Source organism: Halomonas sp. KM-1, assembly GCF_000246875.1.
Lineage (GTDB): Bacteria > Pseudomonadota > Gammaproteobacteria > Pseudomonadales > Halomonadaceae > Halomonas > Halomonas aerodenitrificans.
Genome location: NZ_BAEU01000160.1, coordinates 16844 through 41116 on the forward strand (window position 1 = coordinate 16844; position 24273 = coordinate 41116).

At 62.3% G+C, this 24273-nt stretch carries 23 protein-coding genes; 13 read left to right on the forward strand and 10 right to left on the reverse strand.

What is annotated here, in order from left to right; genetic code table 11:
* Positions 1-5 precede the first annotated feature (5 nt).
* The gene (locus B8115_RS21445) at positions 6-203 is read right to left on the reverse strand and encodes a 4-oxalocrotonate tautomerase family protein (protein WP_010629920.1); all 198 of its coding nucleotides are present in this window, start codon (positions 201-203) and stop codon (positions 6-8) included.
* A 108-nt stretch (positions 204-311) separates the two neighbouring features.
* The gene (locus B8115_RS21450; protein WP_010629921.1) at positions 312-1619 is read right to left on the reverse strand and encodes a bifunctional diguanylate cyclase/phosphodiesterase; all 1308 of its coding nucleotides are present in this window, start codon (positions 1617-1619) and stop codon (positions 312-314) included.
* A 380-nt stretch (positions 1620-1999) separates the two neighbouring features.
* Here B8115_RS21450 and B8115_RS21455 point away from each other — a divergent pair, with 380 nt between their 5' ends.
* The 3 genes from B8115_RS21455 (at position 2000) to B8115_RS21465 (ending at position 4171) form a co-directional block, all read left to right on the forward strand.
* Positions 2000-2188: a DUF3008 family protein gene (locus B8115_RS21455; RefSeq protein ID WP_010629922.1), complete on the forward strand. Its 189-nt coding sequence runs from the start codon at positions 2000-2002 to the stop codon at positions 2186-2188.
* Positions 2189-2267: 79 nt separating this feature from the next.
* A complete protein-coding gene (locus B8115_RS21460; RefSeq protein ID WP_010629923.1) occupies positions 2268-3731 on the forward strand; it encodes a dihydrolipoyl dehydrogenase in 1464 nt (487 codons plus the stop codon).
* Between the two features lie 98 nt (positions 3732-3829).
* A complete protein-coding gene (locus B8115_RS21465) occupies positions 3830-4171 on the forward strand; it encodes a hypothetical protein (protein WP_010629924.1) in 342 nt (113 codons plus the stop codon).
* Positions 4172-4181: 10 nt separating this feature from the next.
* Here B8115_RS21465 and B8115_RS21470 read toward each other — a convergent pair whose 3' ends face one another.
* Positions 4182-7466, reverse strand: a complete 3285-nt coding sequence (locus B8115_RS21470; RefSeq protein WP_158409668.1) for an AsmA family protein — start codon at positions 7464-7466, stop codon at positions 4182-4184.
* A 232-nt stretch (positions 7467-7698) separates the two neighbouring features.
* Here B8115_RS21470 and B8115_RS21475 point away from each other — a divergent pair, with 232 nt between their 5' ends.
* The 6 genes from B8115_RS21475 to B8115_RS21500 all read left to right on the forward strand — a co-directional run bounded on the left by B8115_RS21475 (position 7699) and on the right by B8115_RS21500 (position 13848).
* Entirely contained in the window at positions 7699-8013 is a 315-nt protein-coding gene (locus B8115_RS21475; protein ID WP_010629926.1) for a hypothetical protein, read from the forward strand.
* Positions 8014-8337: 324 nt separating this feature from the next.
* Entirely contained in the window at positions 8338-8649 is a 312-nt protein-coding gene (locus B8115_RS21480) for a hypothetical protein (protein ID WP_010629927.1), read from the forward strand.
* Between the two features lie 534 nt (positions 8650-9183).
* Complete coding sequence (locus tag B8115_RS21485) at positions 9184-10875, forward strand: methyl-accepting chemotaxis protein (protein WP_010629928.1); 1692 nt, start codon at positions 9184-9186, stop codon at positions 10873-10875.
* Positions 10876-10973: 98 nt separating this feature from the next.
* On the forward strand, positions 10974-11765 hold the full coding sequence (locus B8115_RS21490) for an AraC family transcriptional regulator (RefSeq protein WP_026038303.1): 792 nt from the start codon (positions 10974-10976) through the stop codon (positions 11763-11765).
* 74 nt (positions 11766-11839) lie between these two features.
* On the forward strand, positions 11840-12448 hold the full coding sequence (locus tag B8115_RS21495) for a LysE family translocator (RefSeq protein WP_010629930.1): 609 nt from the start codon (positions 11840-11842) through the stop codon (positions 12446-12448).
* Positions 12449-12534: 86 nt separating this feature from the next.
* Positions 12535-13848: a glycerophosphodiester phosphodiesterase family protein gene (locus B8115_RS21500; protein WP_010629931.1), complete on the forward strand. Its 1314-nt coding sequence runs from the start codon at positions 12535-12537 to the stop codon at positions 13846-13848.
* 53 nt (positions 13849-13901) lie between these two features.
* Here the strand turns inward: B8115_RS21500 and B8115_RS21505 are convergent, their stop codons facing one another.
* Together B8115_RS21505 and B8115_RS21510 are read right to left on the reverse strand one after the other, a co-directional pair.
* Positions 13902-14285: a nuclear transport factor 2 family protein gene (locus B8115_RS21505; RefSeq protein WP_158409669.1), complete on the reverse strand. Its 384-nt coding sequence runs from the start codon at positions 14283-14285 to the stop codon at positions 13902-13904.
* A 166-nt stretch (positions 14286-14451) separates the two neighbouring features.
* On the reverse strand, positions 14452-14844 hold the full coding sequence (locus B8115_RS21510) for an HIT family protein (protein WP_010629933.1): 393 nt from the start codon (positions 14842-14844) through the stop codon (positions 14452-14454).
* Positions 14845-15482: 638 nt separating this feature from the next.
* On the opposite strand from B8115_RS21510, the gene B8115_RS21515 reads away from it, so the two are divergent.
* The 3 genes from B8115_RS21515 to B8115_RS21525 all read left to right on the forward strand — a co-directional run bounded on the left by B8115_RS21515 (position 15483) and on the right by B8115_RS21525 (position 17359).
* Positions 15483-16373 carry a diguanylate cyclase gene (locus B8115_RS21515; RefSeq protein ID WP_158409670.1) on the forward strand — a complete coding sequence of 297 codons (891 nt, stop codon included), beginning with the start codon at positions 15483-15485 and terminating at the stop codon, positions 16371-16373.
* A gap of 198 nt (positions 16374-16571) precedes the next feature.
* Positions 16572-16952, forward strand: coding sequence for a septal ring lytic transglycosylase RlpA family protein (locus B8115_RS21520; RefSeq protein ID WP_026038304.1), 381 nt, complete (start codon positions 16572-16574; stop codon positions 16950-16952).
* Positions 16953-17119: 167 nt separating this feature from the next.
* Positions 17120-17359, forward strand: coding sequence for a hypothetical protein (locus tag B8115_RS21525; RefSeq protein ID WP_010629936.1), 240 nt, complete (start codon positions 17120-17122; stop codon positions 17357-17359).
* Between the two features lie 116 nt (positions 17360-17475).
* Here B8115_RS21525 and B8115_RS21530 read toward each other — a convergent pair whose 3' ends face one another.
* From B8115_RS21530 to B8115_RS21545, 4 genes are all read right to left on the reverse strand, one after another.
* Entirely contained in the window at positions 17476-17814 is a 339-nt protein-coding gene (locus B8115_RS21530) for a zinc ribbon domain-containing protein YjdM (RefSeq protein WP_010629937.1), read from the reverse strand.
* A 142-nt stretch (positions 17815-17956) separates the two neighbouring features.
* Entirely contained in the window at positions 17957-18406 is a 450-nt protein-coding gene (locus tag B8115_RS21535) for a GNAT family N-acetyltransferase (protein WP_010629938.1), read from the reverse strand.
* A gap of 27 nt (positions 18407-18433) precedes the next feature.
* Positions 18434-19297 (reverse strand): glutathione-dependent disulfide-bond oxidoreductase, encoded by an 864-nt coding sequence (gene yghU, locus B8115_RS21540; protein WP_010629939.1) that lies wholly within the window; start codon positions 19295-19297, stop codon positions 18434-18436.
* 62 nt (positions 19298-19359) lie between these two features.
* Positions 19360-21333, reverse strand: a complete 1974-nt coding sequence (locus B8115_RS21545) for a sigma-54-dependent Fis family transcriptional regulator (protein ID WP_010629940.1) — start codon at positions 21331-21333, stop codon at positions 19360-19362.
* 332 nt (positions 21334-21665) lie between these two features.
* Between B8115_RS21545 and B8115_RS21550 the strand changes: the two genes are divergently transcribed.
* Positions 21666-23462 carry an NAD(P)/FAD-dependent oxidoreductase gene (locus B8115_RS21550; RefSeq protein WP_010629941.1) on the forward strand — a complete coding sequence of 599 codons (1797 nt, stop codon included), beginning with the start codon at positions 21666-21668 and terminating at the stop codon, positions 23460-23462.
* A gap of 143 nt (positions 23463-23605) precedes the next feature.
* Here B8115_RS21550 and B8115_RS21555 read toward each other — a convergent pair whose 3' ends face one another.
* Positions 23606-24250 (reverse strand): Vat family streptogramin A O-acetyltransferase, encoded by a 645-nt coding sequence (locus B8115_RS21555; RefSeq protein ID WP_010629942.1) that lies wholly within the window; start codon positions 24248-24250, stop codon positions 23606-23608.
* Positions 24251-24273: the final 23 nt, after the last annotated feature.

Here is a 24273-nt window from a genome sequence, read left to right on the forward strand (position 1 = left end):
TGGCCTCAGCCTTGTCCCTGTTGACGATCGCAGCCCATCTTGCCCGCCTTGGCCCAGTTCTCGCCATCCACTTCGTTGTAGAAGACCTGAACGCTCTCCTCCGCAACGCCATAGACCTCGACGAACGCCTGGGTGATGCGCTCGGCCAGTTCGCGTTTCTGGGTCAGGTCGCGGGGAAATTGCTGAATGGTGACGATAGGCATGGCGGCTCCTTTCAAGGCTGGCTCGGGAAACGAGATGTCATCGTCGGTCGAAAGCGGCTTTACCGCAACTCGCCTTTGCCTCGCCGCTGCCCGGCTAGCCCAGGACGCTTACGCCATCGGGTCGCTGTACTCCATGCGTGACCACAGACTTCCCTGCAGCAGGTCGCAGCCCTGCTCACGCAGGAAATCCACCTGCTGGCGCGAGCTGACCCCGCTCGCCGCCACGCGGATCCCCAGCTCGTGGGCCATACCGATGACCGAGCGAATGATCGCCTGATGGCGCGGATTGTCGAGGCAGTCGTTGATGAACAGTGAATCTAGTTTGAGCGTATCGAGGGGAAACAGGCCGAGATGACCGAGAATGGAATGACCGCTGCCGAAGCCGTCGATGGCAAGGCGGACGCCCATGGTCTGAAGCTTTCCGAGCACCCTGCTGGCGTGGTGGGGGTCGCGCATCAAACCGCCCTCGGTCAGCTCGATCTCGAGCAGCCCTGGGGGCAGGCAGCTCTCGGCCAAAGCCTGTTCGACACGCTCGATCAGCCCTTCGTCCGTCATGCCTTCGGCCGGCACGCCAACCAATACCCGGAGGCCAGAGCCGGCTTCGTACCAGGAGCGGGCATGCAGGCAGGCGTGCTTCAGCACCCAATGACAGATGTCGGTCAGTTGGCCATTGTCGCGGGCTGCCGGTGTCCATTTGGACAGCTCCAACACGCCGAAACGCGGTGAATTCCATCGCGGCTGGGCCGAGATCGCCACGACCTGGCCGCTACGCGCACAGATCAAGGGTCGGTAGACCAACGCCATTTCTCCCCGCTCCAGGGCATGGCGAAGGTCACAGCGCAGTTGTACACGGTCAGTGTCGTCTTCGAGCAGACTCGGCGAGAAGACACAGTACTGCGAAGCGCCCCGGGTCTGCGCCTTGCGCCTGGCCAGGTTGGCGTGGCGCATCAGCTCGGTGACGGTAACGCCGTGGTCGGGATAGAGGGCAAGGCCGATGCAACAGCTCGAGAAAAGCACCTGGCCGGAAACCTCGAGCGGCCGACGGATATGTTCCAGCAGCCTCTCCACCAGCGGTATCACGTCATCCAGACTCGCGATCCCCGGCAGCTCGATCATCAGCTCATCGCTGTCCATCCGGCTCACGCTGCCGCGGCTGTCGACGGTCTCGACGATGCGCTGCGCCATGAGTCGCAGGCAGGCATCGCCCACGGGACGCCCCAGCGAGTGGTTGATCTCCTTCAGGTGATCGACATCGACATGCAATACGGCTACGCAGGCTTCCCGCTCGGCGGCCTGAACCAGCGCCGCGGCGAGTTGGCGCTCGGCGCAGCGGCGAGTGACCAGGCCGGTGACGTCGTCGTGACAAACCTGACTGGCCGCCCCCTGGGACCGGCCATGAAAAACGAGCTGGCGCATGCAACTCCTTCCTTGCAGCATACGACGGGGTTACCCGCCACGTTTCCAATGGTGGTCCCTTACCTACCGACTTCACTCACGCCAGGTCGCTATCTTATTCTTCTTGAGGGTTCAGATATCATGCCCGCCACGACCAGTCAAAGGAGTTTTGCAACTTCAAGTATCCGTATTTTAGTTATTAACGCTTCAATCCTAGTTGCTGACACGATTTACCGGACAAGTGGCGAGATTAGCGAACGCCGTATTCGAATACTGACGGCAGAAACATGTAACAGGTTGAAACGGAAGGATTCTCAAACACCGACTAAATTCTGTGATAAGCGTGCCATTGGATCGGACCGCTTGGATTGACGTTACGGTCGGCGAAAAGGAGCAAGCCCATGCCAGCCAAATCACAGGCGCAGCAGATGGCTGCCGGTGCAGCACTTGCCGCCAAGCGCGGAGAGAAGAAAGTGAGTGAACTCGAAGGCGCATCGAAACAGATGTACGAGTCCATGGACGAGGCGGAACTCGAGAAAATGGCTTCTACCAGCCAGAAGAACAAGCCCAGCCACAACCGCAAGTCCTGAGTAGAGAAGCGCCTGCATTGACCCGTACCGGCACGCAGCGACTAGGCTCTTTAGAAAGCCACTGCCAGAGAGAAAGGTCATGCAGGAACGCAACGTCGAGATCGCCATCATCGGGGCCGGCACCGCTGGCCTGAGCGCGTGGCAAGCGGCCCGGCAGTATCACGACGAGGTGGTGCTGATCGAAGGCGGTGAGCCCGGCACCACCTGTGCCCGAGTGGGCTGCATGCCTTCGAAGCTGCTCATCGCGGCGGCGGAGAGCGCGCATCAAGCTGGGAATGCCGCTGGCTTCGGCATCCGGGTCGGCAGCGTCGACATCGACGACCGGGCCGTCATGGCACGAGTCAGAGACGAGCGCGACGCCTTCGTCGACAGCGTGCTCGACTCCATGCGTCGGATCGAACCCGCCAACCTGCTCGTGGGGAACGCCCGCTTCGAGGATGCCAACACGCTGCGTGTGGGCAATGACCTGCGCGTGCGGGCACGCACCATCGTCATCGCGACCGGCTCGCGCCCCCATGCCCCTGGCGTCTTCGAACCAGCCGGCGACCGCCTGATCGATAGCGATGCAGTATTCGAATGGCAAACGCTGCCTGAGTCGCTCGCCGTGTTCGGCGCCGGCATCGTCGGCCTGGAGCTGGGTCAGGCGCTGAGCCGCCTGGGCGTGCGCCTGCGCTTATTCGGCAAGAGCGGCTCACTCGGACCGTTCCAGGATCCGGCAATCCGCGACTACGCCGAGCGAATCTTCAATGAGGAGTTCTATCTCGACCCGGCGGCCGACGTCGACACCATCGAGCGCGACGGTGAGCAGGTGGTAGTTACCTTTCGCGAGCGCGGCAACGACCGATACCTGACCGAACGCTTCGACTATCTGCTGGCAGCCACCGGGCGACGCCCCAACCTCGACAACCTGGCGCTGGAAAACGCCGGTCTGGCGTTGAACGGCGAAGGCGTTCCCCTCTACAACCGCTTCACCATGCAGTGCCAGCGCGCCGACGGCGAGGCCAGCCATGTGTTCATTGCCGGCGACGCCAGCCAGGAACTACCGCTGCTGCACGAGGCCAATCAGCAGGGGCGCATTGCCGGCCACAATGCCGGACGTTATCCCGAGCGTCGCGCAGGCCGGCGCAGCACTGCACTGTCGATCGCCTTCACCGATCCCCAGATGGCCACGGTGGGCCTGAGTCGCGACGAGGCACGGCAGCGCTTCGGCTGTGACGGCATCGCCGAGGGCGGCGCCTCCTTCGAGGACCAGGGGCGAGCCGTGGTGATGCGCCAGAACCGCGGCATGATGCGCCTGTACGCCGAGCACGGCTCGGGGCAGTTCCTCGGCGCCGAGCTGTTCGGCCCACGCGTGGAACATCTCGCCCATCTGCTTGCCTGGGCGCTGGAGCAGAAGATGGGGGTAGAGCGCATGCTCGAAATGCCGTATTACCATCCGGTGCTGGAGGAGGGATTGCGCAGTGCGCTACGTGATCTCAACAGAGCGCTGTTGCAGGGGCCGGAGATGGGGGAGCGGTGTCTGGAGTACGGACCAGGTGGCTAACAAATGGCTGCACGGGCGAGTTCGTCGGCACGACCTGTCATATCCGCAAGTCCGGGTTATGCTGATAAAAGAACTGGGTTACGACGCAGGAGAGCCCAATGGCCGACATCGCACCACGCCTGACCGCCTTGAAGAGAGGCATCGAACGCTTGGCCGAGCTGGCCGCTCCCGCGCAGGCGGAAGAGGCTCAGCGCCTGGCGCAAACCCTGTACGCGGAGCTCGACGGCTTGCGCGATGCGGGCGCTCCGTCAGCGGAACAGGCACCGGATGACCTGCCCCGCCGCCTGCGGTACGAGGAGATCCGCTGCCCGGTCTGCTCGCTGCGCTCCTTTACCTACCAGAAAGGCACGCTGCGCCACTCGGCGGATACTCGCAGCGGCTTCGAAGCGCTCTTCCACTGCCTCAGCTGCGGTCACGAGGCCTGGCACGAGGCGCAGTGAGCCAACGGCTTCACTCCTGGAACTCCGCCAGCGCCCGTTCACAGCCCATTCCGACCTGCTCGCCACCGCCGGGGTCGACCCATGGCAGGATCGCCAGGGGCGGCGCGACGATGGCGCCCAGCAGTGAGAGCGCACCACGGGCAATCAGCTCCTGGGTGATCACGTTCACTTCGGGGTCGCGCAACGACCCCTGCAGCTCTACCGGTGAGTTTCCGGTGAACAGAGTCGGGTCGATGTTGTGCCCCTGAAAGGCCAGATCCATGCGCTCCGTCTCCAGGTTGATGGCGCCCGCCCCCTCGAAGTGAGCGATCTCGGTGGCCATGAAGAATTCGTCCAGGTCGGCCAGGCCGTGCTCGGCGACGAAGCGCACGTAGGTGCATTCGAGCTGCACCTGATCTTCACCCGTTAGCGCCGCCACCAGCGCGTTGGCCACGTTGAGCGGCAGCAGCTCGGCGGCAATGATGTCGAGCCAGCCCTGGGCCATGGCCAGCTCGAGTTCGCCGTCGAGCCCGGCCATGGCCTCGTGCATGGAGCGTCCACGATAGCGGAAATCGCCGCGTCCGCCGATCACGCCCAGGGTGTCGCGGGCCACCTCGGGCAAGCCCGCCTCGTCCAGCAGGACACTGAGGTTGACCCCATCCATCGCCAGCTGCAGATTCCCCTCGATGGCGGCCTGGCGCGCATCCATCACCCAGGATGCTCTGACCTGACCGCCACCGAGGCCGACTTGCAGCGGCTCCACAGTCATCACGCCCTGCTCCAGCTCCAGGGATAGCGCCAGTTGCTCGAACGGTATGTGCTCCGCCTGAACGTCGACCGCTTCGTAGGCGAGCACGATATCGGTGTTGCGCAGCGCTTCGAGATCCCACTCGCGGTCGGGAAACACCATCTCGGCGCGCTCTTCTTGTGCCGCCCACTGTTCCTGCTCGGGTGAGGCGGTTTCCCCCGGCCCCGTTTCCGGCGAGATACCCAGCATCGGCAGCAGATCGTCCGCCTCCAGCCGCTGGGAAACCAGCGTGGCCCACAGTTGAGGGCGCTCACCGAAGCGCAAGCGTACGTCACCGCTCACGTCGCTGTCGCCGAAGCCGCCCTCGAGCCCATCGATATTGAGCAGATCGTCCTGATAACGCACGTAGCCGGACACCCGATAAGGCGGCAGCTCCGGCAGGTTGATCCCCGTGAGGTCGGTGAGCTCTGCCGGGCTTGGCCCTTCCAGCCGGGCCCTACCCTCTATCGACTCCAGTGCGAAGGGCTGTACCGCACTGCCATCGATCCACAGCCGGGTGTCGCCGCTGGCCAGCTCACCGGAGACGGGATAGGGCGTACCGGGGTCGGTGAGATCCAGCAGCGGCCCGATCAGCAGGTCGAAGGCGAACGGCTCCTCTTCGTAGCTGCCTTCGCCGACCAGATGCACCCGATGCCCCTCGACCCCTTCCGTGCGGGTATCGGCGCGGAATGAGAGCACCAGCCCCCACTGCGGAGCATGGTAATCCAGCGCGGTGTTCTCAAGCAGCAGCCCGCCATCGACAATTCGGGTGTTGAGATCACCCTCGAGCATGCCCACCTCGCCGATACCGAACGGCGCAAGCGCCGCGGTCAGATCGATTTGCTCCAACTGAGCCTTTAGATCCGCGACCAGACGCTGCTCCTCGACCTCGAGCCAACCCTGCACGTTGAGCGAGCGCGGCTGTTCGTCGCCTAGCTGCTGCAGTGCCTGCAGCCGGGTAATGGTAAGCCGCCCGTCTTCCAACGCCGCCTCGGCGGCCAGATCGTGCAGGGTCTGGCCGGCGTAGTGAAGCTGCCCGAGAGCCAAATCGAGTTCGGCGTCGAATTCGTCCAGCCCCGCCAGCGCGCGAGCGAGGCCTTGATCCCACTCTCCCTCTGCTGGCGGCGCTGCCTCTCGAGGCGCCTCCTCTGGAGGAGGCTGCTCGAACAGACCCCAGCGATCCAGATCGAGCGCATCGCCTTCCAGATCGACCATCAGCCATGGCGTCTCGCGCCCCAGGTCGAATGCCAAGCTCCCCTCCAAACGACTCTCGGCGATGTTCGCTTCCAGGCCTTCGACCCCGCCGCGCAACGCCTCTACGTCGAGATACAGCAGACCCTCGAAGTCCAGAGGGTCCTCCTGCAGCCGGCCTTCGCCACGCATCCTGAGGCGCTGCCCCTCGCCGGGCTCGTCGGGCGCCTCGAAGATCGCTTCCAGATCGATCTGCTGAGCCGTGTCCCGGTAATAGAGACGCCCTCGCTCCAGCAGCGCGGCCTGGGCATCGTCTTGCGCCTGCACCCGGCCTTGCAGTGCCAGCCGTCGTTCGTTGCCATCATCCAGCGGCTCTCTCGCCTGCATCCGCTCGATGGCGAGCCGACCATCCCGCAGCGCAGCCTCGAAAGCGACATCATGAAAAGCCCGTTCGCCGATCTGCAGTCGGCCGATGGTCAAGTCGGCCTCGGCCTCGAAGGTGTGCAGTATCTCCAGTCGCTGGGCAAGCGGAGGGTCCTGCTCTGCCGTTTCACGCTCGAGGGGCGCTGCGCCATCCGTCAATGCCTCGGTCCAGCGGTTCAGATCGAGCGTGTCGGCTTCCAGATCGGCCATCAGACGCGGCACGTCACGTCCCAGATCCAGCGCTAGGGCACCGCGCAGACGGCTGTCGCCGAGGCGGCCCTGGAAGGCTTCGAGGCTGCCGCGGCGCTCTTCCAGCTCGAGATGCAGCAAGCCCTGGAAAATGGCCATCTCACCCTGAACATGGCCTTCACCGCGAACGTCCACGCTCAATTCCTCGAAGCTCTCACCGGGCGTATCGAACGCAACATCGAGAGCGATCCGCTGGCCCTGATCGCGATAGACCAAGCGGCCCTGGTCGATGCTGAACGCCTCGGGCCAGAGCGCGATCTCCTGCTCCTCGGTCGGCTCCTCTTCCATCAGGTCGTCGATGTTGGTGGTGCCGTCTTCGCGACGTAACAGCCGTACCTCGGGCCGCACCACGGCGACTCGCTCCAGTACGATTTCACCGCCCAGCAGGGCACCCACGTCGAGGGTTACCGACAGCTCATCGAGGCTTGCCATTGGCCCCTCGGCCCAAGGCGCATTGGCAACGCGCACGTCATCGAGCCGCAGGGTCAGCGGTAGCCCCCAGTCGATGCCATGGCCACCGATTTCCACATCGCGCCCCAGCTGTTCACTGGCCTGACTCTCCAGCCAGCCACGAAACCAGGCGGATTCGAGATATAGGACTGCCCCCACCAGCACCAGCAGCACAGCCCCCGTCGTGATGACGACACGCCGAGCTAACTTGTTCACGTTTCCATCCATGAAGTGTGAAATTGGCCGATACCCTAACCATGGACAGAGAGAGGCAATTGGTCCAATGCGCATCTCAGCCTGGAATGACACGAGGCCTTTCCGGCTTACACACTCGCTTACCTGTCCCAATCGCACATAGCTTCTATGCTGAAGGTACGGGCGTCCCGACCGTCACGGACGGAAACAGGGAGAAACAGCGGGATGTTCCCAGCCGGAACGGGAGGTTCTCATGAAAATCTACAAGCCGGAGTGGCACTGCAACTTCACCGTGAACGAAGCCCCTGGCGCGGCCTCGAGCTGGCGCGAGCGACTCGCTTGGCGCCTACGGCGCTGGGCCGACAGGTTCGACGGCAAGGGCCGTACGGTGACGATCGAATGCCATATCGAACCTGAGGTGACGGCCGAGGAGATCGACACCTGCCTGGTCAAGGGCTTCGAAGTCACACACTCTCTGCTCAATCAGCTGGCCCAGCAGGCAGCCTGCGAGAACATCATGCGCGATGCCAAGGCCGAGCTGTTCGATGGAGCGCGACAGCAACGCTGAGACGCCCAGCGCATTAACCGGCCTCGATAACCAGGAGCACGGGATCGCTCCTGTCTCTCGTGATCCTTCCGGCTCACCTTGACCCGGCCACTTCGAGCGCTCACTCAAGTTTTCGCACGTCCCGCCGATAGCTGCTTAGCGTGCCGAGCAGCTGATTCGCTATGAAGACGGGGTGCGATTCGTATAGCATGCAAGCGTAGCGAATCGGCACAGCTCGTGAAAGACGAGTACAAGTTTGTTATGCTCGTAGCGTAGTTTTGGTCAAAGAAGCGGAGCGAACATCACGATCGATCATTCCTAATCAAGCCAGCACAGGAGGTACTCATGCGAGTCTACAAACCTGAATGGCAGTGCACGTTCAGCGTCAATGAAGGAGCAGAGGAAACAACGGGCTGGCGTGAGCGCCTTGCCTGGCTCATTCGCCACATGGCAGACAAGCTGGATGGTAACGGTAGAACGATCAAGATCGAATATGAAGTCACTCCCGCAGTAAGCCGCGAAGACGTGGATACCTGCCTGGGCAAGGGGTTCGCAGTGACCCAGAGCCTGCTCACTCAGCTCGCCCACCAGGCCGCATGCGAGAACGTCATGCGTGAGGCCAAAGCCGAGCTGTTCGAGGAAAACGTCCAGCGCTGACCCCCGCGAAGCAGCCAACTCACCCCATTCGGCTAGTCCGGATGGGGTGCTTTGCTTTATGGAGTAGCGCTTGTTTTCGGCACGGAACAGATTCGGTTACAATATTAATGCTGCAATGCAGCAAAAAGCGTCTATGCTGTGAGGGTGGGAAGCCATAGGGAGGACCGCCTCATGCAGCACACCACCCACTCCCCCGCCACTTACGACGCCGAAGTCCTGCGTGCCTGGGCCGAGCAGGCCATCAATTGGAAACTCGCCTGCGAAGCCATCTCATGCTATTTAGAAGGCCGCCTTTGTGAAGGACCGACGAGTGAGTATGAAAGAGACTCTGACTAAATAATTTCTTAAAAACCGCCCCAATTTCTCATGAGACGTTAAAAACTAGCGTCTCATGTTTTTCTATGCACAAACGCTACTTAGAAAGACTTTTTCCTATATTTTCTTCACCCCCTGCCGATAGAGGGTCGGGCTAAAAATTCGACCCTCGGCCCTTTGTCATAATGACTTCACACATATGAAGAAAAAGGAAAAGAAATGAGCTTTACCATCAAAGCAAGATTGCTGCTTCTATGCGTAACCCTGCTATCCCTGGTGGCAGGTGTCGGCGCTCTAGGCATTCTGGCGACCTCATCCATGGAACGATCCGTGGCGACTCTCTATGAAGATCGTCTCATACCGACCAGGCAGCTTGGGCGCATCAATGCGTTGATGCGGGATAACTACATGCAGCTCCGTATGCTGGCCAGTCACGATCCCCGCCTGGAAGAAAGCGTCCAATTCAATACGGAAGCAACTCTTTATACTGCTCAAATCAGCAGAAATTCCGATGAGATAGAGGCTCTCTGGAAAAGCTACATGGCCAGCTACCTGACAGCAGAGGAGGTAAACCTAGCCGAAGAATTTTCCAACTTGCATGGCCGCTTCGTCGAAGAGGGCTTGAGCCAAGCGTTGGCACTTTACGAACGTGGGCAGTTCGAACGGGCCAATATCGTCATGTACCGCACCGCTCGACCACAGTTCGATGCCGCAATCGAGCCACTGCGCGCCTTGGTCGCTCATCAGGACCAGGTAGCTGATGAGCTTTTCACCGCCGTTCAGGCAGAGACGACACGGAAGAGAGCCATCAGCGTCGCTGCCATTCTCGTCGCTCTGTTCTTGGCGGGTGGCTTGGGCTGGTGGATCACGCGTTCGATCGACCGCCCCCTGAAGAGAATGATGGGCTACTTCGCACGCATGGCAGAGGGCAAACTCGACAACGTGATAAGCGTCGATTCACATGACGAAATCGGCCAAACGCTGCAAATGCTGGAAAAGATGCAGAACCAACTCCGTCAACTCATCCTTTCGATACAGCTATCGGCTGACAGCATCGCAACGGGGGCAAGCCAGATCGCTGCAGGTAACACCGACCTGTCGCAGCGCACCGAAGAACAGGCCTCCAGCTTGCAGGAGACCGCCACCAGCATGGAGCAGGTCGCCAATTCCGTGAAGGACAACACCTCTCACACTGCCAAGGCCAACGAATTGACCCAATCCACCAGCACTGCCGCCACCACGGGCGGCGAAAAGACACGCCTGGCAGTCGGCAAGATGCGGGAACTCAGCGCAAGTTCCGAGAAGATCACCGGCATCATCTCGGTCATTGACAGCATCTCATTCCAGACCAATATCCTAGCATTGAACGCCTCGGTGGAAGCTGCCCGTGCCGGTGAGCAGGGACGGGGCTTCGCCGTCGTTGCCCAGGAGGTGCGCAAGCTGGCCCAGCGCTCCGCCGATGCCGCCAAGGAGATCCAGCAACTGATTGGCTTGAATGCTGGTATCGTTCAGGAAGGTAGCCGCTATGTCGATGAAGCCGGCGCGGCAATGCAAGAGATCCTCGAGCGGGTACAGAAGGTCTCGGTACTGATGGAAGATGTTGCCCTCGGCTCGGAACAGCAGAATGCAGCGGTGAGCCAGGTGAGCATCGCCGTCAGCCAGATGGACGAAGTCACACAGCAGAATGCTGCCTTGGTGGAGCAGACTGCGAACGCCTCGGCCTCCTTGGAGCAGCAAGCGAACGAGTTGAAGCACGCCGTGGCATTTTTCGATGTCGGACAGGAGGCGACCTTCCATTCGCAGACATCGAGTGCCGGTACGCGCAACCAAGTCGCGCATCAGCGGCTAACGGTGGATCCTACATCCCGGGAGCAGAGGGCCGATAACCAAGCCAGGGCAGTTGCCTGGTAGGTTAATCGACTGGAGTTAAAAGAAACTTCACAAGCGCCGGGGCGGCTTCGCCCCGGCTTTCCGGTTCGGGAGGAAATATGCTCGAAAGGCAACATCACGTGACCACGTACGTCACGGGGCTTGCCGGGCTAGTAGCCATGAGCCTTGCCTCGTGCCGCGCTTTTCCGCGTCATTCTCATGATCAGTACGGTATCGGACTCATCGTCTCTGGCGGTCATCGCTCCTGGAGCGGTATCGGCCGGGTCGATGCGCTGGCTGGCGACGTCATCACGGTGAATCCGGGCGAAATGCATGACGGCGCGCCCATCGACGGCACATGCCGGGGCTGGCACATGCTCTACTTCGATCCGGCTCTGGTTCACCAAGCGATGGGGGACGCCGCCACAGGTACGGAGCTGACGCAACCTGCACTCAATGACCCCATGCTGCGACGGCTCATGAATGAGCTGTTCGATCAGCTCACAGTCACTCCAGAAGAGACGCTGGCCTTGGAGGAGCAAAGCTGCAAACTGCTTGGCGCCGCCTTTTCCCGCCATGGCTCTCGTACCCTCAGCCACGAGTCGCGCATTCCCGGCGCTATCGCCAAGGTGCGCCAGCGCCTCGACGATGCCCCACAGCTGTCTGTCAGTCTTGGTGAACTGGCCGATATGGCCGGCCTGAGCCGTTACCAGTTGCTGCGCAGTTTCTCTCGCGCTCTGGGCATCACCCCGCATGCCTACCTGGTGCAACGCCGCGTGCAGATCGCCAGGTACCTGATCGCTGGCGGCCACTCCCTGAGCCAGGCAGCCCTAGCTGCGGGCTTTGCTGACCAGAGTCACATGAGCCGAGCCTTCAATCGCCAGCTCGGTCTCCCCCCGGGCCGTTACCGACGCGCCATGCAGCCGTCCTGAGCTGCAATTTCGTTCAAGATTGCCAGGGTCTTTCAGCGTCACGATGACGAGGATTCGTCATCGGAGCCTGCCCCATGAACCCGGAATTTCTCCTGACCTCGCTCGTCGTCGTCGCCTCTCCCGGCACCGGCGTGCTCTACACTCTCTCCACGGGTCTGACCCACGGCGCACGTGCCGGCACCATCGCCGCCTTCGGCTGCACGCTCGGGATAGTGCCGCATATCGCCGCCGCCATTACGGGGCTGGCCTCGCTGCTGCACACCAGCGCGACAGCCTTCCAAGCGCTCAAGCTGCTGGGCATCGCCTACCTGTTATATATCGCCTGGAGCGTACTGAGAGCCGAGGATGAGCCGCTTCCAGTGACAGCTCTGCCCACCTTGCCGGCCAGAAAATTGATCGGCACCGGCGTGCTGCTCAACCTGCTCAATCCCAAGCTCACGCTGTTCTTTCTTGCCTTCCTGCCCCAGTTCGTCGTTGCCGACGAGGCGGCTCTGACCCAGATGCTCGAACTCAGCGTACTGTTCATGCTGATGACATTTGCCGTCTTTACGCTGTATGGCGCCAGTGCCGCCGCCGCACGCCGGCAGGTCATCGCACGGCCGAGCGTGCTCATCTGGCTACGGCGGGGCTTCGCCGCAGGCTTTCTCGCGCTGGCGGTGCGCCTGGCCCTCACCGAGCGCTAGAAGATGCCGTTGCAGCTGGCTACGCTCAAGTCTGGTCGCGGCAACAGCCGTGGCCCACGCCAACAAGGAAGATAGCGAGATACGTCATGCACAAGACACTCCCCACCCTGGCCTGCCTGGGCCTGCTGGCCGCCGCCCCGGCGTTGGCCCAGAACACTGACGAGAACGTTCCCGCATGGAGCGATGCACTACTGGAAGCCGCCAGTCAGGTGACGCTCGGCCCACGGCCGCTGTTCCTGGTCAACGACATGAGCGAGGAGACCGAACGCGAGCGCGAGCTCAAGGCCGAACTGCTGGAGTGCGCCGCACAGCACACCGACTGGCAGCCGGACGACCTGGTCATTTCCCATCGCGGCGCACCGCTGCAGTTTCCCGAGCACACGCTCGAATCCTACCTGGCCGGCGTTCAGGGCGGTGCCGGTATCGTGGAGTGCGACGTGACCTTTACCGGCGACAACGAACTCGTATGCCGCCATGCCCAATGCGACCTGCACTACACCACCAACATCGTCGAGACGAAGCTGGCCGAGAAGTGCAGCGTTCCGCCTGAGATCGACCGCGACAGCGGCGAACTGACCAATGCCGCCGAGATTCGCTGCTGTACCAGCGACATTACCCTGGCCGAGTTCCGCACGCTGCGTGGCACCATGGAAGGCGCCAATCGGGAAGCGCGTAGTATCGAGGAGTATCTGGCTGGCACGCCCGCCTGGCGTACCGATCTCTACGCCACGCGTGGCACCCTGATGAGCCACGCCGACACCGTCGCGCTGTTCAAGGATCTGGGAGTGAAGATGACCCCGGAACTCAAGGAGCCCGAGGTGGAGATGCCCTTCAACGGCATGAGCCAGGAAGACTACGCCCAGAAGCTGATCGACGAATACAAGACGGCGGACGTACCGCCAAGCGACGTCTTCGCCCAGTCCTTCAATCTGGATGACGTGCTCTACTGGATCGAGCACGAACCCGAGTTCGGCGAGCAGGCGGTCTACCTCGACGGTCGCTATGGCGATGAAGGCTTCGACCATACCGATCCCGAGACCTGGTCGCCGAGCATGGAGGAGCTGGCCGAACGGGGCGTGCGCATTCTGGCGCCGCCGACCTGGATGCTATTGGCGGCCAACCCGGAGTTCACCGAGAACGAGAGCAGAATCGTGCCCTCAACGTATGCCGAGCGAGCCCAGGAGGCGGGGCTGCAGCTGATCACCTGGACGCTGGAACGCTCCGGTCCGCTGGCGGAAGATGGGCAGTGGTATCACCAGACCACGGACGAGGTCATCCGGCGCGAAGGCGACAAACTGATCACCCTCGACACCTTGGTGCAGGACGTCGGTATTATCGGCATCTTCACCGACTGGCCCGCCACCGTGAGCTTCTATGCCAATTGCATTCAGCGAGATTGAACGAGTGGAAACGCCGGCGGCAGAGCCGTCGGCGTTGTCATGCCGGGCGGGCCTCAAAGCGGCTGCGTGGCAGCACGCGTGAAATGCAGTGACAGCACGCGCCACTGACCGTCCAGCTTCTGCCACAGCTCGCTGAAAAAGAGGTTCGGGCGAGCTCGCGCATCTCCCACGACTCGCCCTTGTCCGTAGATGGACACCAGTTCGCCGAACGGCATCAACTTGACGATGTCATCCTCGGCCCGACTACCGCGGGCGAACCACTTGCCACCCGCCACCGCCTCGGCAATGCTGCCGAGCTGATCCAGCTTACCCAGCAGCCCCACCTCATTGATCAGCACGAAATCGTCGCTCTCGATATGATCCAGCAGACCGACGTTGCCATCAATGTAAGCGGCGTACCACTGGCGACGGGTCTCCAGCAGCTGTATCTCTTGCACCCTGTCCTCCATGAGCCAGCCTCTTGGACCGGCAAAGGCCCGCCGCAAGCACGGCGGACTTAGACAAAGGATTCATGATAGTGCAGTGGCCAGGGAGCGGTATCAGACATTGACGCAGCAGCGTGTAAGCCAATGCTTACACGCTCGACAAAGCCCGGTGCGCATTTCAAACCAGGGCCCCACGAATCCGATCGGCATTCTCGGCCAGCTCTTCGGAGCTTGCCTGGGGCAGTCCTTCGACCCGGATATCCTGCATGGCATCGATAGGCACCAAATGCAGGTGCACATGGGGCACTTCGAGGCCGACGATCATCATGCCCACCCGCTCGCAGGGAAAGGCTCGTTTCAGCGCCTTGGCCAGCTTCTGCGAAACCGTCATGAGATGGGCGCTCAAGTCTATCGGCATGTCATCCCAGTGGTCGATCTCCTCGCGCGGAATGACCAGCAGATGACCTGGCTTCATGGGGTTGAGGGTCATGATCGCTACACAGCGCTCATCGGACCAGACGAACTCAGCCGGCAATTCACCTTGAATGATGCGGGAAAAGACACTCGCCATTTCGCTACTCCCTGTTCGAAAACCTCAAGATGCCATAACCTTGAGATCCCGTCTCCTGCGTATGGAGCCGATATCTCTTTGCATTGCGCTTCCAGCGACCGCCCTCGCCCCCACGAGCCGTCAACCCTCAGGTGACGCTTGACGATCCAGCTACACCGGCCCAACCGTCTCCAAAAAGAGACATTTAAATAGCTGTTTTTATTGCTTTTTCATGACATCGCTCAGTTTGTGTCGCCATATACCTACACTTCGGCGCAAAAGTCGACTCATAAAGCCGAACCTTCCCGTATTCCGCCTTCCAGAAAAAACCATAACCCATTGTTTATAGATGAATAATAAGAATTATGGCACTATTTTCGCTAGTATACCGACAGAGCGATACTGCGGCCCGAATGGCAATCCAGGCCACGTATCCGGAGGCTCCTTGCCAAGGCATGGCAGGATGCGGGAAGGAATCCGCCGAGTCTCTTATGGTTTCCACCGGTCGAAGGCACGCTTTGCGATTGAGTTAGCACTATCCTTTAGTTCCCTGCGTACTTGGGCCGCTCTGCGGCCCTTTTTTTTTTCGCAGCGAAGCAGTAACGGAGCCCTGTTCACAGATACCTTCATCAGCAGTCAGGGATGAGACGAACATGCGCATGAAGCCACAGTCTCCGCTGATCAATACCCCCAGCCTAGCCGGCCTGGCCTTGGCGGTTGCTCTGCTGTTCGATGCCGCACTCTCCATCCAAGGCCTGGTGCCGGACCAAGCCAGCCTCTTCCCCGCACTTGCCCACTTCCTCGACACCCAGATCGCCGAGAGACTCCACGCCGGTACGGCACTCATTGCCTTCACCAGCGGCATGGTGCTGGCGGTATCGCTGATCCTGATCCCCATGCAGCGGGTCTATCGTGCCCGAGAAGCTCGACTGCTGCGCGAGCGCGAACGCCTCGAGGCCCACAACGCCAAGCTCGCCCATCGAGCCGCCAGCGACGGTCTGTTGGGCATTGCCAATCGTCGTGAATTCGAGCGGGTACTCAAGCTGGAGTGGCGCCGGGCGGCACGCGAACGCCAGCCGCTCGGCCTGCTGATGATCGACATCGACTGCTTCAAGCGCTTCAACGACAGTTACGGCCATCAGCATGGCGACACCTGCCTGCGCGCAGTGGCTAGCGTACTGAAGGCCGCCGCCGCTCGGCCTGGCGATCTGGTGGCCCGCTATGGTGGCGAGGAGATGGTCGTTCTGATGCCGCATACCTCACTCGAAGGCGCCAACCTCATGGCCGAACGCATCCATACCATGCTGACGGAGCGCGCCCTGCCTTTCCCCGACTCTCCCGTAGCAGCCCATGTCACCGTCAGCATCGGCGTCGCTTCACTGCTGCCCGTGCGTGATGCCAACCGCGCCACCCTCGTACAGCAGGCCGACGAGGGGCTTTACATGGCCAAGGAAGCAGGTCGCAACCGAACTGCCAGCGTTCCCCACCTGCGCCTTCTGCATGCGGCGGACGGCAGCGCAACCTGGGCCAGCCAGGAGCAGAGAGCCTGAGCGCCACAGTGCTGCAATTGTCTCTTTCAGCCAACATCGCCAAACACCGCCCATCAAGCAGCCTTCTTCTGCAAACATGCAATAGTGCGAAATTGGTGGGTTGCCTCATGGTGCCACGCCGGGTACTATCCATAACGCTCACCAGCACCTCATCGATGGAAGCGATAACCGCCAACACGATCAACCCGAGGTAAAACCATGGGAGCTCTACCAAAGAAGTTGCTCGCTTGTGGCCTGGCAGGGATGTTGGCGGTATTCGCAGCCCACGCTTCTGCCCACGAGCCTGAGGTCCAGGAGGAAGGCATCGCCTCCTTCTACAGCGACCGCTTCCAGGGCGCCACCACGGCCAGCGGTGAACCCTTCGATCAGCAGGCACTGACCGCAGCCCACCCCAGCCTTCCCCTCGGTACCAAGGTGATCGTCACCCGGGCCGATACCGGGCAAGAGGTAGAGGTCCTGATCAACGATCGCGGCCCCTTCGTCGAAGGGCGGATCATCGATCTCTCCAAGCGCGCGGCACGCGAACTCGGCATGCTGAACCGGGGCGTGGCGCCGGTCATGGTCACCACCATTCAGTAATCCTGCCAGCAGCTTCTTACCTCTACCGCGCCTGTCGGGCCGGTAGCCATTTCGTGTGAATGTACCGAAAATTACAGTTTTCCCAGTTTTGGACGATATTCATAACAAGCGACGATCGACCGTAAGAGCCGAAGCGCTTTTTGCTATCGCATGACGTAGGGAAAAACATGAACAGTCTCAATGCACAGATCGAGCTGTCGGAAGAGCGGGGAGAGGCATCAAGCAATGCGGTTCTCTGCAAGCGTCTGGTCCTGGCCAAGATTCAGCTCGACCGACTCGAGCAAGACGGCACCTGCAAAGACCTGAGTGCACTCAGCGCAGCACGCGTGGAGTTCGCTCTCGCCTCACGGGCACTGGCCGATGCACTGATCGCTCAGGAAGCTTCGGACGCCCCCAGCCACACCTGATCGGCCACGATAAAAAAGCGGAGCCGAGCCCCGGCCCCGCTTCGGCCTGTTTTCGGTTGTCTGGCCGTTGCCAGTGTGGCTTGGTGCCATCAGATGACCGGTAATGCTTTCGATACTCACACCTTCTTGACGAACTCCGACTTCAGCTTCATCGGCCCGAAGCCGTCGATCTTGCAGTCGATGTCGTGATCGCCCTCTACCAGGCGAATGCCCTTCACCTTGGTGCCCACCTTGACCACCGAGGAAGTGCCCTTGACCTTGAGGTCCTTGATCACGGTGACACTGTCGCCGTCCTGCAGCTCATTGCCGTTGGCGTCGCGCACCACCTTGCCGTCGCCAGCCTCGCTCTCCACCTGAACGGACCATTCGTGGCCGCACTCGGGGCAGGCGTACATGCCGGCCACTTCGTAGGTGTATTCGGATTGACAGGCGGGGCAGTTCGGCAAGGCGCTCATGGCGATCTCTCTGTAGGGTCTAAAACCGTCGGGTTCAAAAGCTGTCGAATTGAAAAGGGCATGCAGCTTGCCAGAGCTCCCCGGGGGAGTCCAATCGCGCCCTCATGTCAAAACCGTCTCGCGCGGCGTGATGACGAGGCGCTCAGTCTCCCCTGAAACCCTTGGCATAGAAGGCCATCCCTTCGCTGCAGCGAAAGCCGAGCTGCTGATAGAAGCGGGCCGCGGGGATGTCCCGCCCCGTGGCCAGGTACACCGCACGCACATCTCTGGTGGCCAACGCTTCCTCGAGCACCCCATAGAGCTGCGAGCCGATACCTTGCCCCTGGCGATGCGTGGCCACGCACATCTCCCGCAGGTAGAACAGCTTGCCATCCAGATACGGTTCGAGGTTGCCCAGCAGAAACCCCTCGAGCTCCTCACTCTCACCCAACCCCACTACGCCCACGGCACCTGGCGACTCGAAGAAGTGTTCGAGCCGCGCCAGTGCGCCATCTGCATGCCAGGGCTCGTTCCAGGGGGCGGTGGAGAACACCTGCGCGAAGAGCGCCGCGCAGGCTTCCAGATCACACCGTTCCAGGCGTCTTGATTGCATGGTTTTCTCGAAAGAAAAGGATCGGGGCTAACGCTTGTCCTGAGTATTGGTCTCGAAGTCGCTGGCGTCATGACGCTCGTGCAGCTGCTGCTCAAGCGGGCCGAAGGTGCGATTGACCATGCGCCCGCGCTTCACCGCCGGCCGAGTATCGATCTCCCTGGCCCAGCGCTGCACGTGCTCGTACTCCTGCACCTGCAGGAACTCGCCGGCATCGTAAACACGATTCAACGCCAGCTGGCCGTACCAGGCCCAGTTGGCGATATCGGCGATGGTGTAGTCATCGCCGCCGAGATAACGGCTCTCGGCCAGGCGACGATCCAGCACGTCGAGCTGGCGTTTGGCCTCCATGGCAAAACGATCGATGGCGTACTCGATCTTGGTCGGCGCGTAGGCGTAGAAGTGACCGAAGCCGCCCCCCAGGTAGGGCGCGCTGCCCATCTGCCAGAACAGCCAGTTCAGCGTCTCGCTGCGCCCGGCATGATCGCGGGGCAACAACTCGCCAAATTTCTCGGCCAGGTAAAGCAGGATCGAACCCGACTCGAACACCCGGGTGGGTGGTGTGGTGCTGTGGTCCATCAGCGCCGGGATCTTGGAGTTGGGGTTGACCTCGACGAAGCCGCTGCCGAACTGCTCCCCCTCGCCGATGCGGATCGGCCAGGCGTCGTACTCGGCGCCTGCGTGGCCCAGCGCCAGCAGCTCCTCGAGCATGACCGTGGCCTTCACCCCGTTGGGCGTGGCCAGCGAGTAGAGCTGTAGCGGATGCTTACCCACCGGCAATGCCTTGTCGTGGGTGGGGCCGGCGATGGGCCGATTGATGTTGGCGAACTCGCCGCCGCTGGCCTTTTCCCATTTCCACACCTTGGGCGGCAGGTACTCGTTTTGTTGGCTCATGGAAGCTCCAATACGCTAGGTTCTGGGCAGCAAAGGCACGCAATAGCCACAAAGATAGCGTGTTAACGTTCGAGCTTCGAGTCGGACTCGCGCCAGTTGGGCGGTACCAGGCCATGGCGGCGCATGCGCCGGTAAATGGTGGGACGTGAAACACCGAGTCGCCGCGCGGCGAGACTGACGTTCCAGCCTGTTGAACGCAGCAGTTCATGCAGCGCTTCGCCCCCGTCCTGCTCTTCTGCCTGCAGCACGGCGAACGTCTGCGGTGCGGCGCCGAGGTGGCCCTGGCACTCTTCCGGCAGGTCGTGGAGCGTGATCTCGTCGCCCTCGGCCGTGGCCAGGGCAAAGGCCAGGGCGTTCTTGAGCTGGCGGATATTGCCCGGCCAGGCGTGGGCCAGCAGTGCGCTCATGGCATCGGCGCGCAGACGCACCTCTCGCTCGCGCTCGGCAACAAGCGCCTGGTAGACGCTGCGAATCACATAGTGCTTGTCGGCCCGCTCGCGCAGCGCCGGCAGCCGCAGTTGGGCGCCGTTCAGGCGGTAGTAGAGGTCTTCACGGAAGCCACCCCGAGCGATCAGCTCGCTCATGTCACGATGGGTGGCGGTGATCACGCGAATATCGATGCGCAGCGCCTTTTCGGCCCCCAGCGGCATCACTTCACGCTCAGCCAGTACGCGCAGCAGCCGGGTCTGCAGCGTCAGCGGCATGTCGCCGATCTCATCCAGGAACAGGGTGCCGCCGTCGGCCTGCTGGATCAGCCCGCGCATGCCCTTGCTGCGCCCTCCGGTAAAGGCGCCGGGCAGGTAGCCGAACAGTTCGCTTTCGATCAGCGATTCGGGAATCGCGGCGCAGTTCACCGCCACGAAGGGCCCCTTGGCACGCGTGCCGCTATCGTGCAGCGCCCGAGCCAGCACCTCCTTGCCGGTACCGGTCTCGCCGGTGATCAACACGCTGACCTCTTCGTTGCGCAGCCGCCGCGCCAGCTTGAGTACGCGATGCATGGCGGGATCGTCCGAGGCGAGCCGGTCCAGCGCCGGCACCGGCGCAGGCGAAGGCGGCAAGGCACGTGGGGCCGGGCGTCGACCGCGCGGCTCGAGCAGGGTGACGAAGCAGGTGGTGTCGTTGGCGCGTGCCCGAAAGGCGCGAATGCCGTCGTCATTGGCGCTCGGGATGCCTAGCAATTCACCGAGTTCGCCGTCGAACAACTGGGTGACCGACGGCTGCCAGCCTGGCGACCAAGGCGGCCAGCGGCGCAGATGGGCGTCGATCAGCGCTCGGCCGGCACCATTGGCCGCGATCACGCTGCCGTCCTCTTCGATGGCGATCAGCCCGCGGCCATTGAGATGCACGAACTCGCGGGCGGTGTCGAAGCGCAGCATCAGGCAGTGGCGATAGCGGTGCAGGAAATAGGCGTCCTCGATCATCCGCGCATAGAGCGTGACCAGCGGCAGACCGAAGTTCTGGCTCTCCTGGGCGCGCGGCGACTGCAGCGCGGAGATGTCCAGCACCGCGATGACCTGCCCCTGTGGGTCGGTGATCGGCGCCGCCGTGCAGGTCAGGCTGATGTGAGTGGCATCGAAGTGCTCGCTCTGGTGGCAGGTAATGGCTTGGGCGTCGTGCACGCAGGTGCCGACCGCACAGGTGCCCGCATACCGCTCGTCCCAATCGGCACCGAGGTAGAGACCCGCCCGGCGCAGCGCCGGCTCCCGCTCGCGCTGGCCGCGGAAATCGACGGTGATACCCTGCCGGTCGGTGAGCAGCAGCACATAGCCCAGCGGGGCGATCTGGGTGAAGAGCTGATCGACGCCAGCCCGCGCGACATGCAGCAGTTCGTCGACCGGCTCGCGGTGCTCCTTGAGCGCCTGTTGAGTCAGCACCCGTACGGGGCGGGGGCGACCGGGGTCGAGTCGGTACTCGCCGACGCAGCGCTCCCAGGAGCGCCGGATCACTTCCCGGCAGCCGCCCAGGTCGGCCGGCTGGCCTTCGCTGAGCCGGATCAGGGTCTCGATGTGCTGGCGTTGCTCGTTACGCAATGGCATCGCTGCCTCCGGTGCCGCCTTGCCGCTCTCCGGCGACGGCGGGCCTTGTTGTTGTGTGGCAGGCCTGCTTCCAGCCTATGCCGTACCGGGCAGGAGTCAATCGGCTTCACCTGCGCCCTTGGTCGGGGGTTACAGGTGTAACGCCCGGGCCGCTTCCGTCACGTGACAGCTGTCACATGCGTTACAGGTCACTTAACGCTACCCCTCGCTTAACACCCGCTCGTAACACCAAGCTTTTCAATCGTCTGGAAGCGTTTCTCGCACACACTCCGCGGCTGGCACGGTTTCTGCCAGGACACAGGGCGTCCCCTAACAACAAGCGGAGAACAACGATGACGACACCCACGCCGACTCAACACGCCCAGCAATGGCTGCGCGACTTCGAGAGCGCACTGGAGCAACGCGACATCCAACGGGTCATGGCCCTGTTCAATGACGAGTGCTACTGGCGCGACCTGGTCGCCTTCACCTGGAATCTCAAGACGCTGGAAGGCAAGGACGCCATCCAGTCGATGCTCAACGCCACCCTGAGCGAGGCACGTCCCACGAACTGGCAGCTCGATGGCGAGGCCACCGAGGCCAACGGCGTGACCGAAGCCTGGCTGACCTTCGAGACCGGCGTCGCCCTTGGCAAGGGCTACCTGCGTCTGAAGAACGGCAAATGCTGGACCCTGCTGACCACCATGCAGGAGCTCAAGGACCACCCCGAGCCACGCGGTGCCAGGCGGCCTCTGGGGGCCGAACACGGCGCCAGCAAGACCCGCGAGACCTGGCTCGAATCGCGCCAGCGAGAAGCACAGGAGCTCGGCTACACACGCCAACCCTACTGCGTGATCATCGGCGGCGGACAGGGCGGCATCGGGCTCGCCGCGCGGCTGCGCCAGCTCGACGTCCCCACCATCGTGCTCGACAAGCACCCTCGCCCCGGCGACGCCTGGCGCAACCGCTACAAGTCGCTGTGCCTGCACGACCCGGTATGGTACGACCACCTGCCCTACATCCCCTTCCCCGAGAACTGGCCGGTGTTCGCGCCCAAGGACAAGATCGGCGACTGGCTGGAGATGTACACCAAGGTGATGGAGCTCAACTACTGGAGTTCCACCGAGTGCGAGGGCGCCAGCTACGACGAGGCCAGCGGCGAGTGGACGGTGCGGGTCAACCGCGACGGCGAGCAGGTCACACTCAAGCCCAAGCAGCTGATCCTGGCCACCGGCATGTCGGGCGTGCCCAACGTGCCCCACTTTCCCGGCGCCGAAACCTTCGAAGGCGAGCAGCAGCACTCCAGCCAGCACCCCGGGCCGGATGCCTATCGCGGCAAGAAAGTGGTCGTGGTGGGCTCCAACAACTCGGCCCACGACATCTGTGCGGCGCTATGGGAGAACGACGCCGACGTGACCATGATCCAGCGCTCCTCGACCCACATCGTCAAGTCCGACTCGCTGATGGAACACGCCCTCGGCCCGCTCTACTCCGAGGAAGCGGTAAAGAATGGCATCACCCACGACAAGGCCGACCTGATCTTCGCCTCGATCCCCTACAAGCTGCTGCCCGACTTCCAGCGCCCCGCCTTCAATCGGATCCGCGAACGCGATGCCGAGTTCTACAAGAAGCTGGAGGACGCCGGCTTCATGCTCGACTTCGGCGACGACGACTCCGGGCTGTTCCTCAAGTACCTACGCCGCGGCTCCGGCTACTACATCGACGTCGGTGCCTGCGATCTGGTGGCCAACGGCGACATCAAGCTGCGCAGCGGCGTGGGCATCGAACGCATCAACCCGCGCTCGGTGACGCTCAGCGACGGCTCCGAACTGCCCGCCGACCTGATCGTCTACGCCACCGGCTACGGCTCCATGAACGGCTGGGCGGCGCGCATCATCTCCCAGGAGGTGGCCGACAGGGTCGGCAAGTGCTGGGGGCTCGGCTCCGACACGACCAAGGACCCCGGCCCCTGGGAGGGTGAGCTGCGCAACATGTGGAAGCCCACCCAGCAGCAGGCGCTGTGGTTCCACGGCGGCAACCTGCACCAGTCGCGCCACTACTCCCACTACCTGGCGCTGCAGCTCAAGGCGCGCATGGAAGGCATCCCGACGCCGGTGTATGGCCAGCAGGAAGTGCATCACCTGGCCTGACACCACTTGGCCTGACACCACCTGACATCACGGGCCGGCACTTGCCGGCCCACATGACAAGCACATCGAGGTCATCCCATGAACGACGACACGCACCGCGAGCCCCCCGGATGGCATCCTCGAGAAAGGCTTCGAAACGCTGCTCAACGACGAGTCCCAAGTGAAGATCGCAAGGCCTCCACATCCCCCGCCACGATCAGAGTCAGATGCCGTGTGATCTCTTCCACCGGCCAGTCCCACCAGGCAATGGCCTGCAAGGTTTCGACCTCTTCCGGCGAAAAGCGCTGTCTGATCGGGCGGGCAGGGTTGCCTCCTACAATCGTATAGGGCGGCACGTCGCTCACCACCACCGAACGAGAAGAGACGATGGCACCGTTGCCGATCTGCACGCCGGGCATGATGAGCGCGTCATAGCCGATCCACACGTCATGGCCGATGACCGTATCGCCCTTGTAGGGAAGCTCGCTCGCCGCCGGCATCACCTTCTCCCAGCCGTTGCCGAAGATCTGGAACGGATAGGTGGAGACACCGGAGAGCTTGTGGTTTGCCCCATTCATGATGAACTTGACGCCTCGGGCGATGGCGCAGAACTTGCCGATGATGAGTTTGTCGCCGATGAACGGATAGTGGTAAAGCACGTTGCGTTCGAAGTTCTCCGAATCTTCCGGGTCGTCGTAATAGGTGTAGTCGCCGACGATGATATTCGGATTCTTGACCACGCTCTTGATGAAGCACACCTGAGGGAACCCTTCCATGGGGTGCGGGTTCGCGGGGTTCGGGCCGTGCATACTTACCTTCCTTCGCTTGGTTC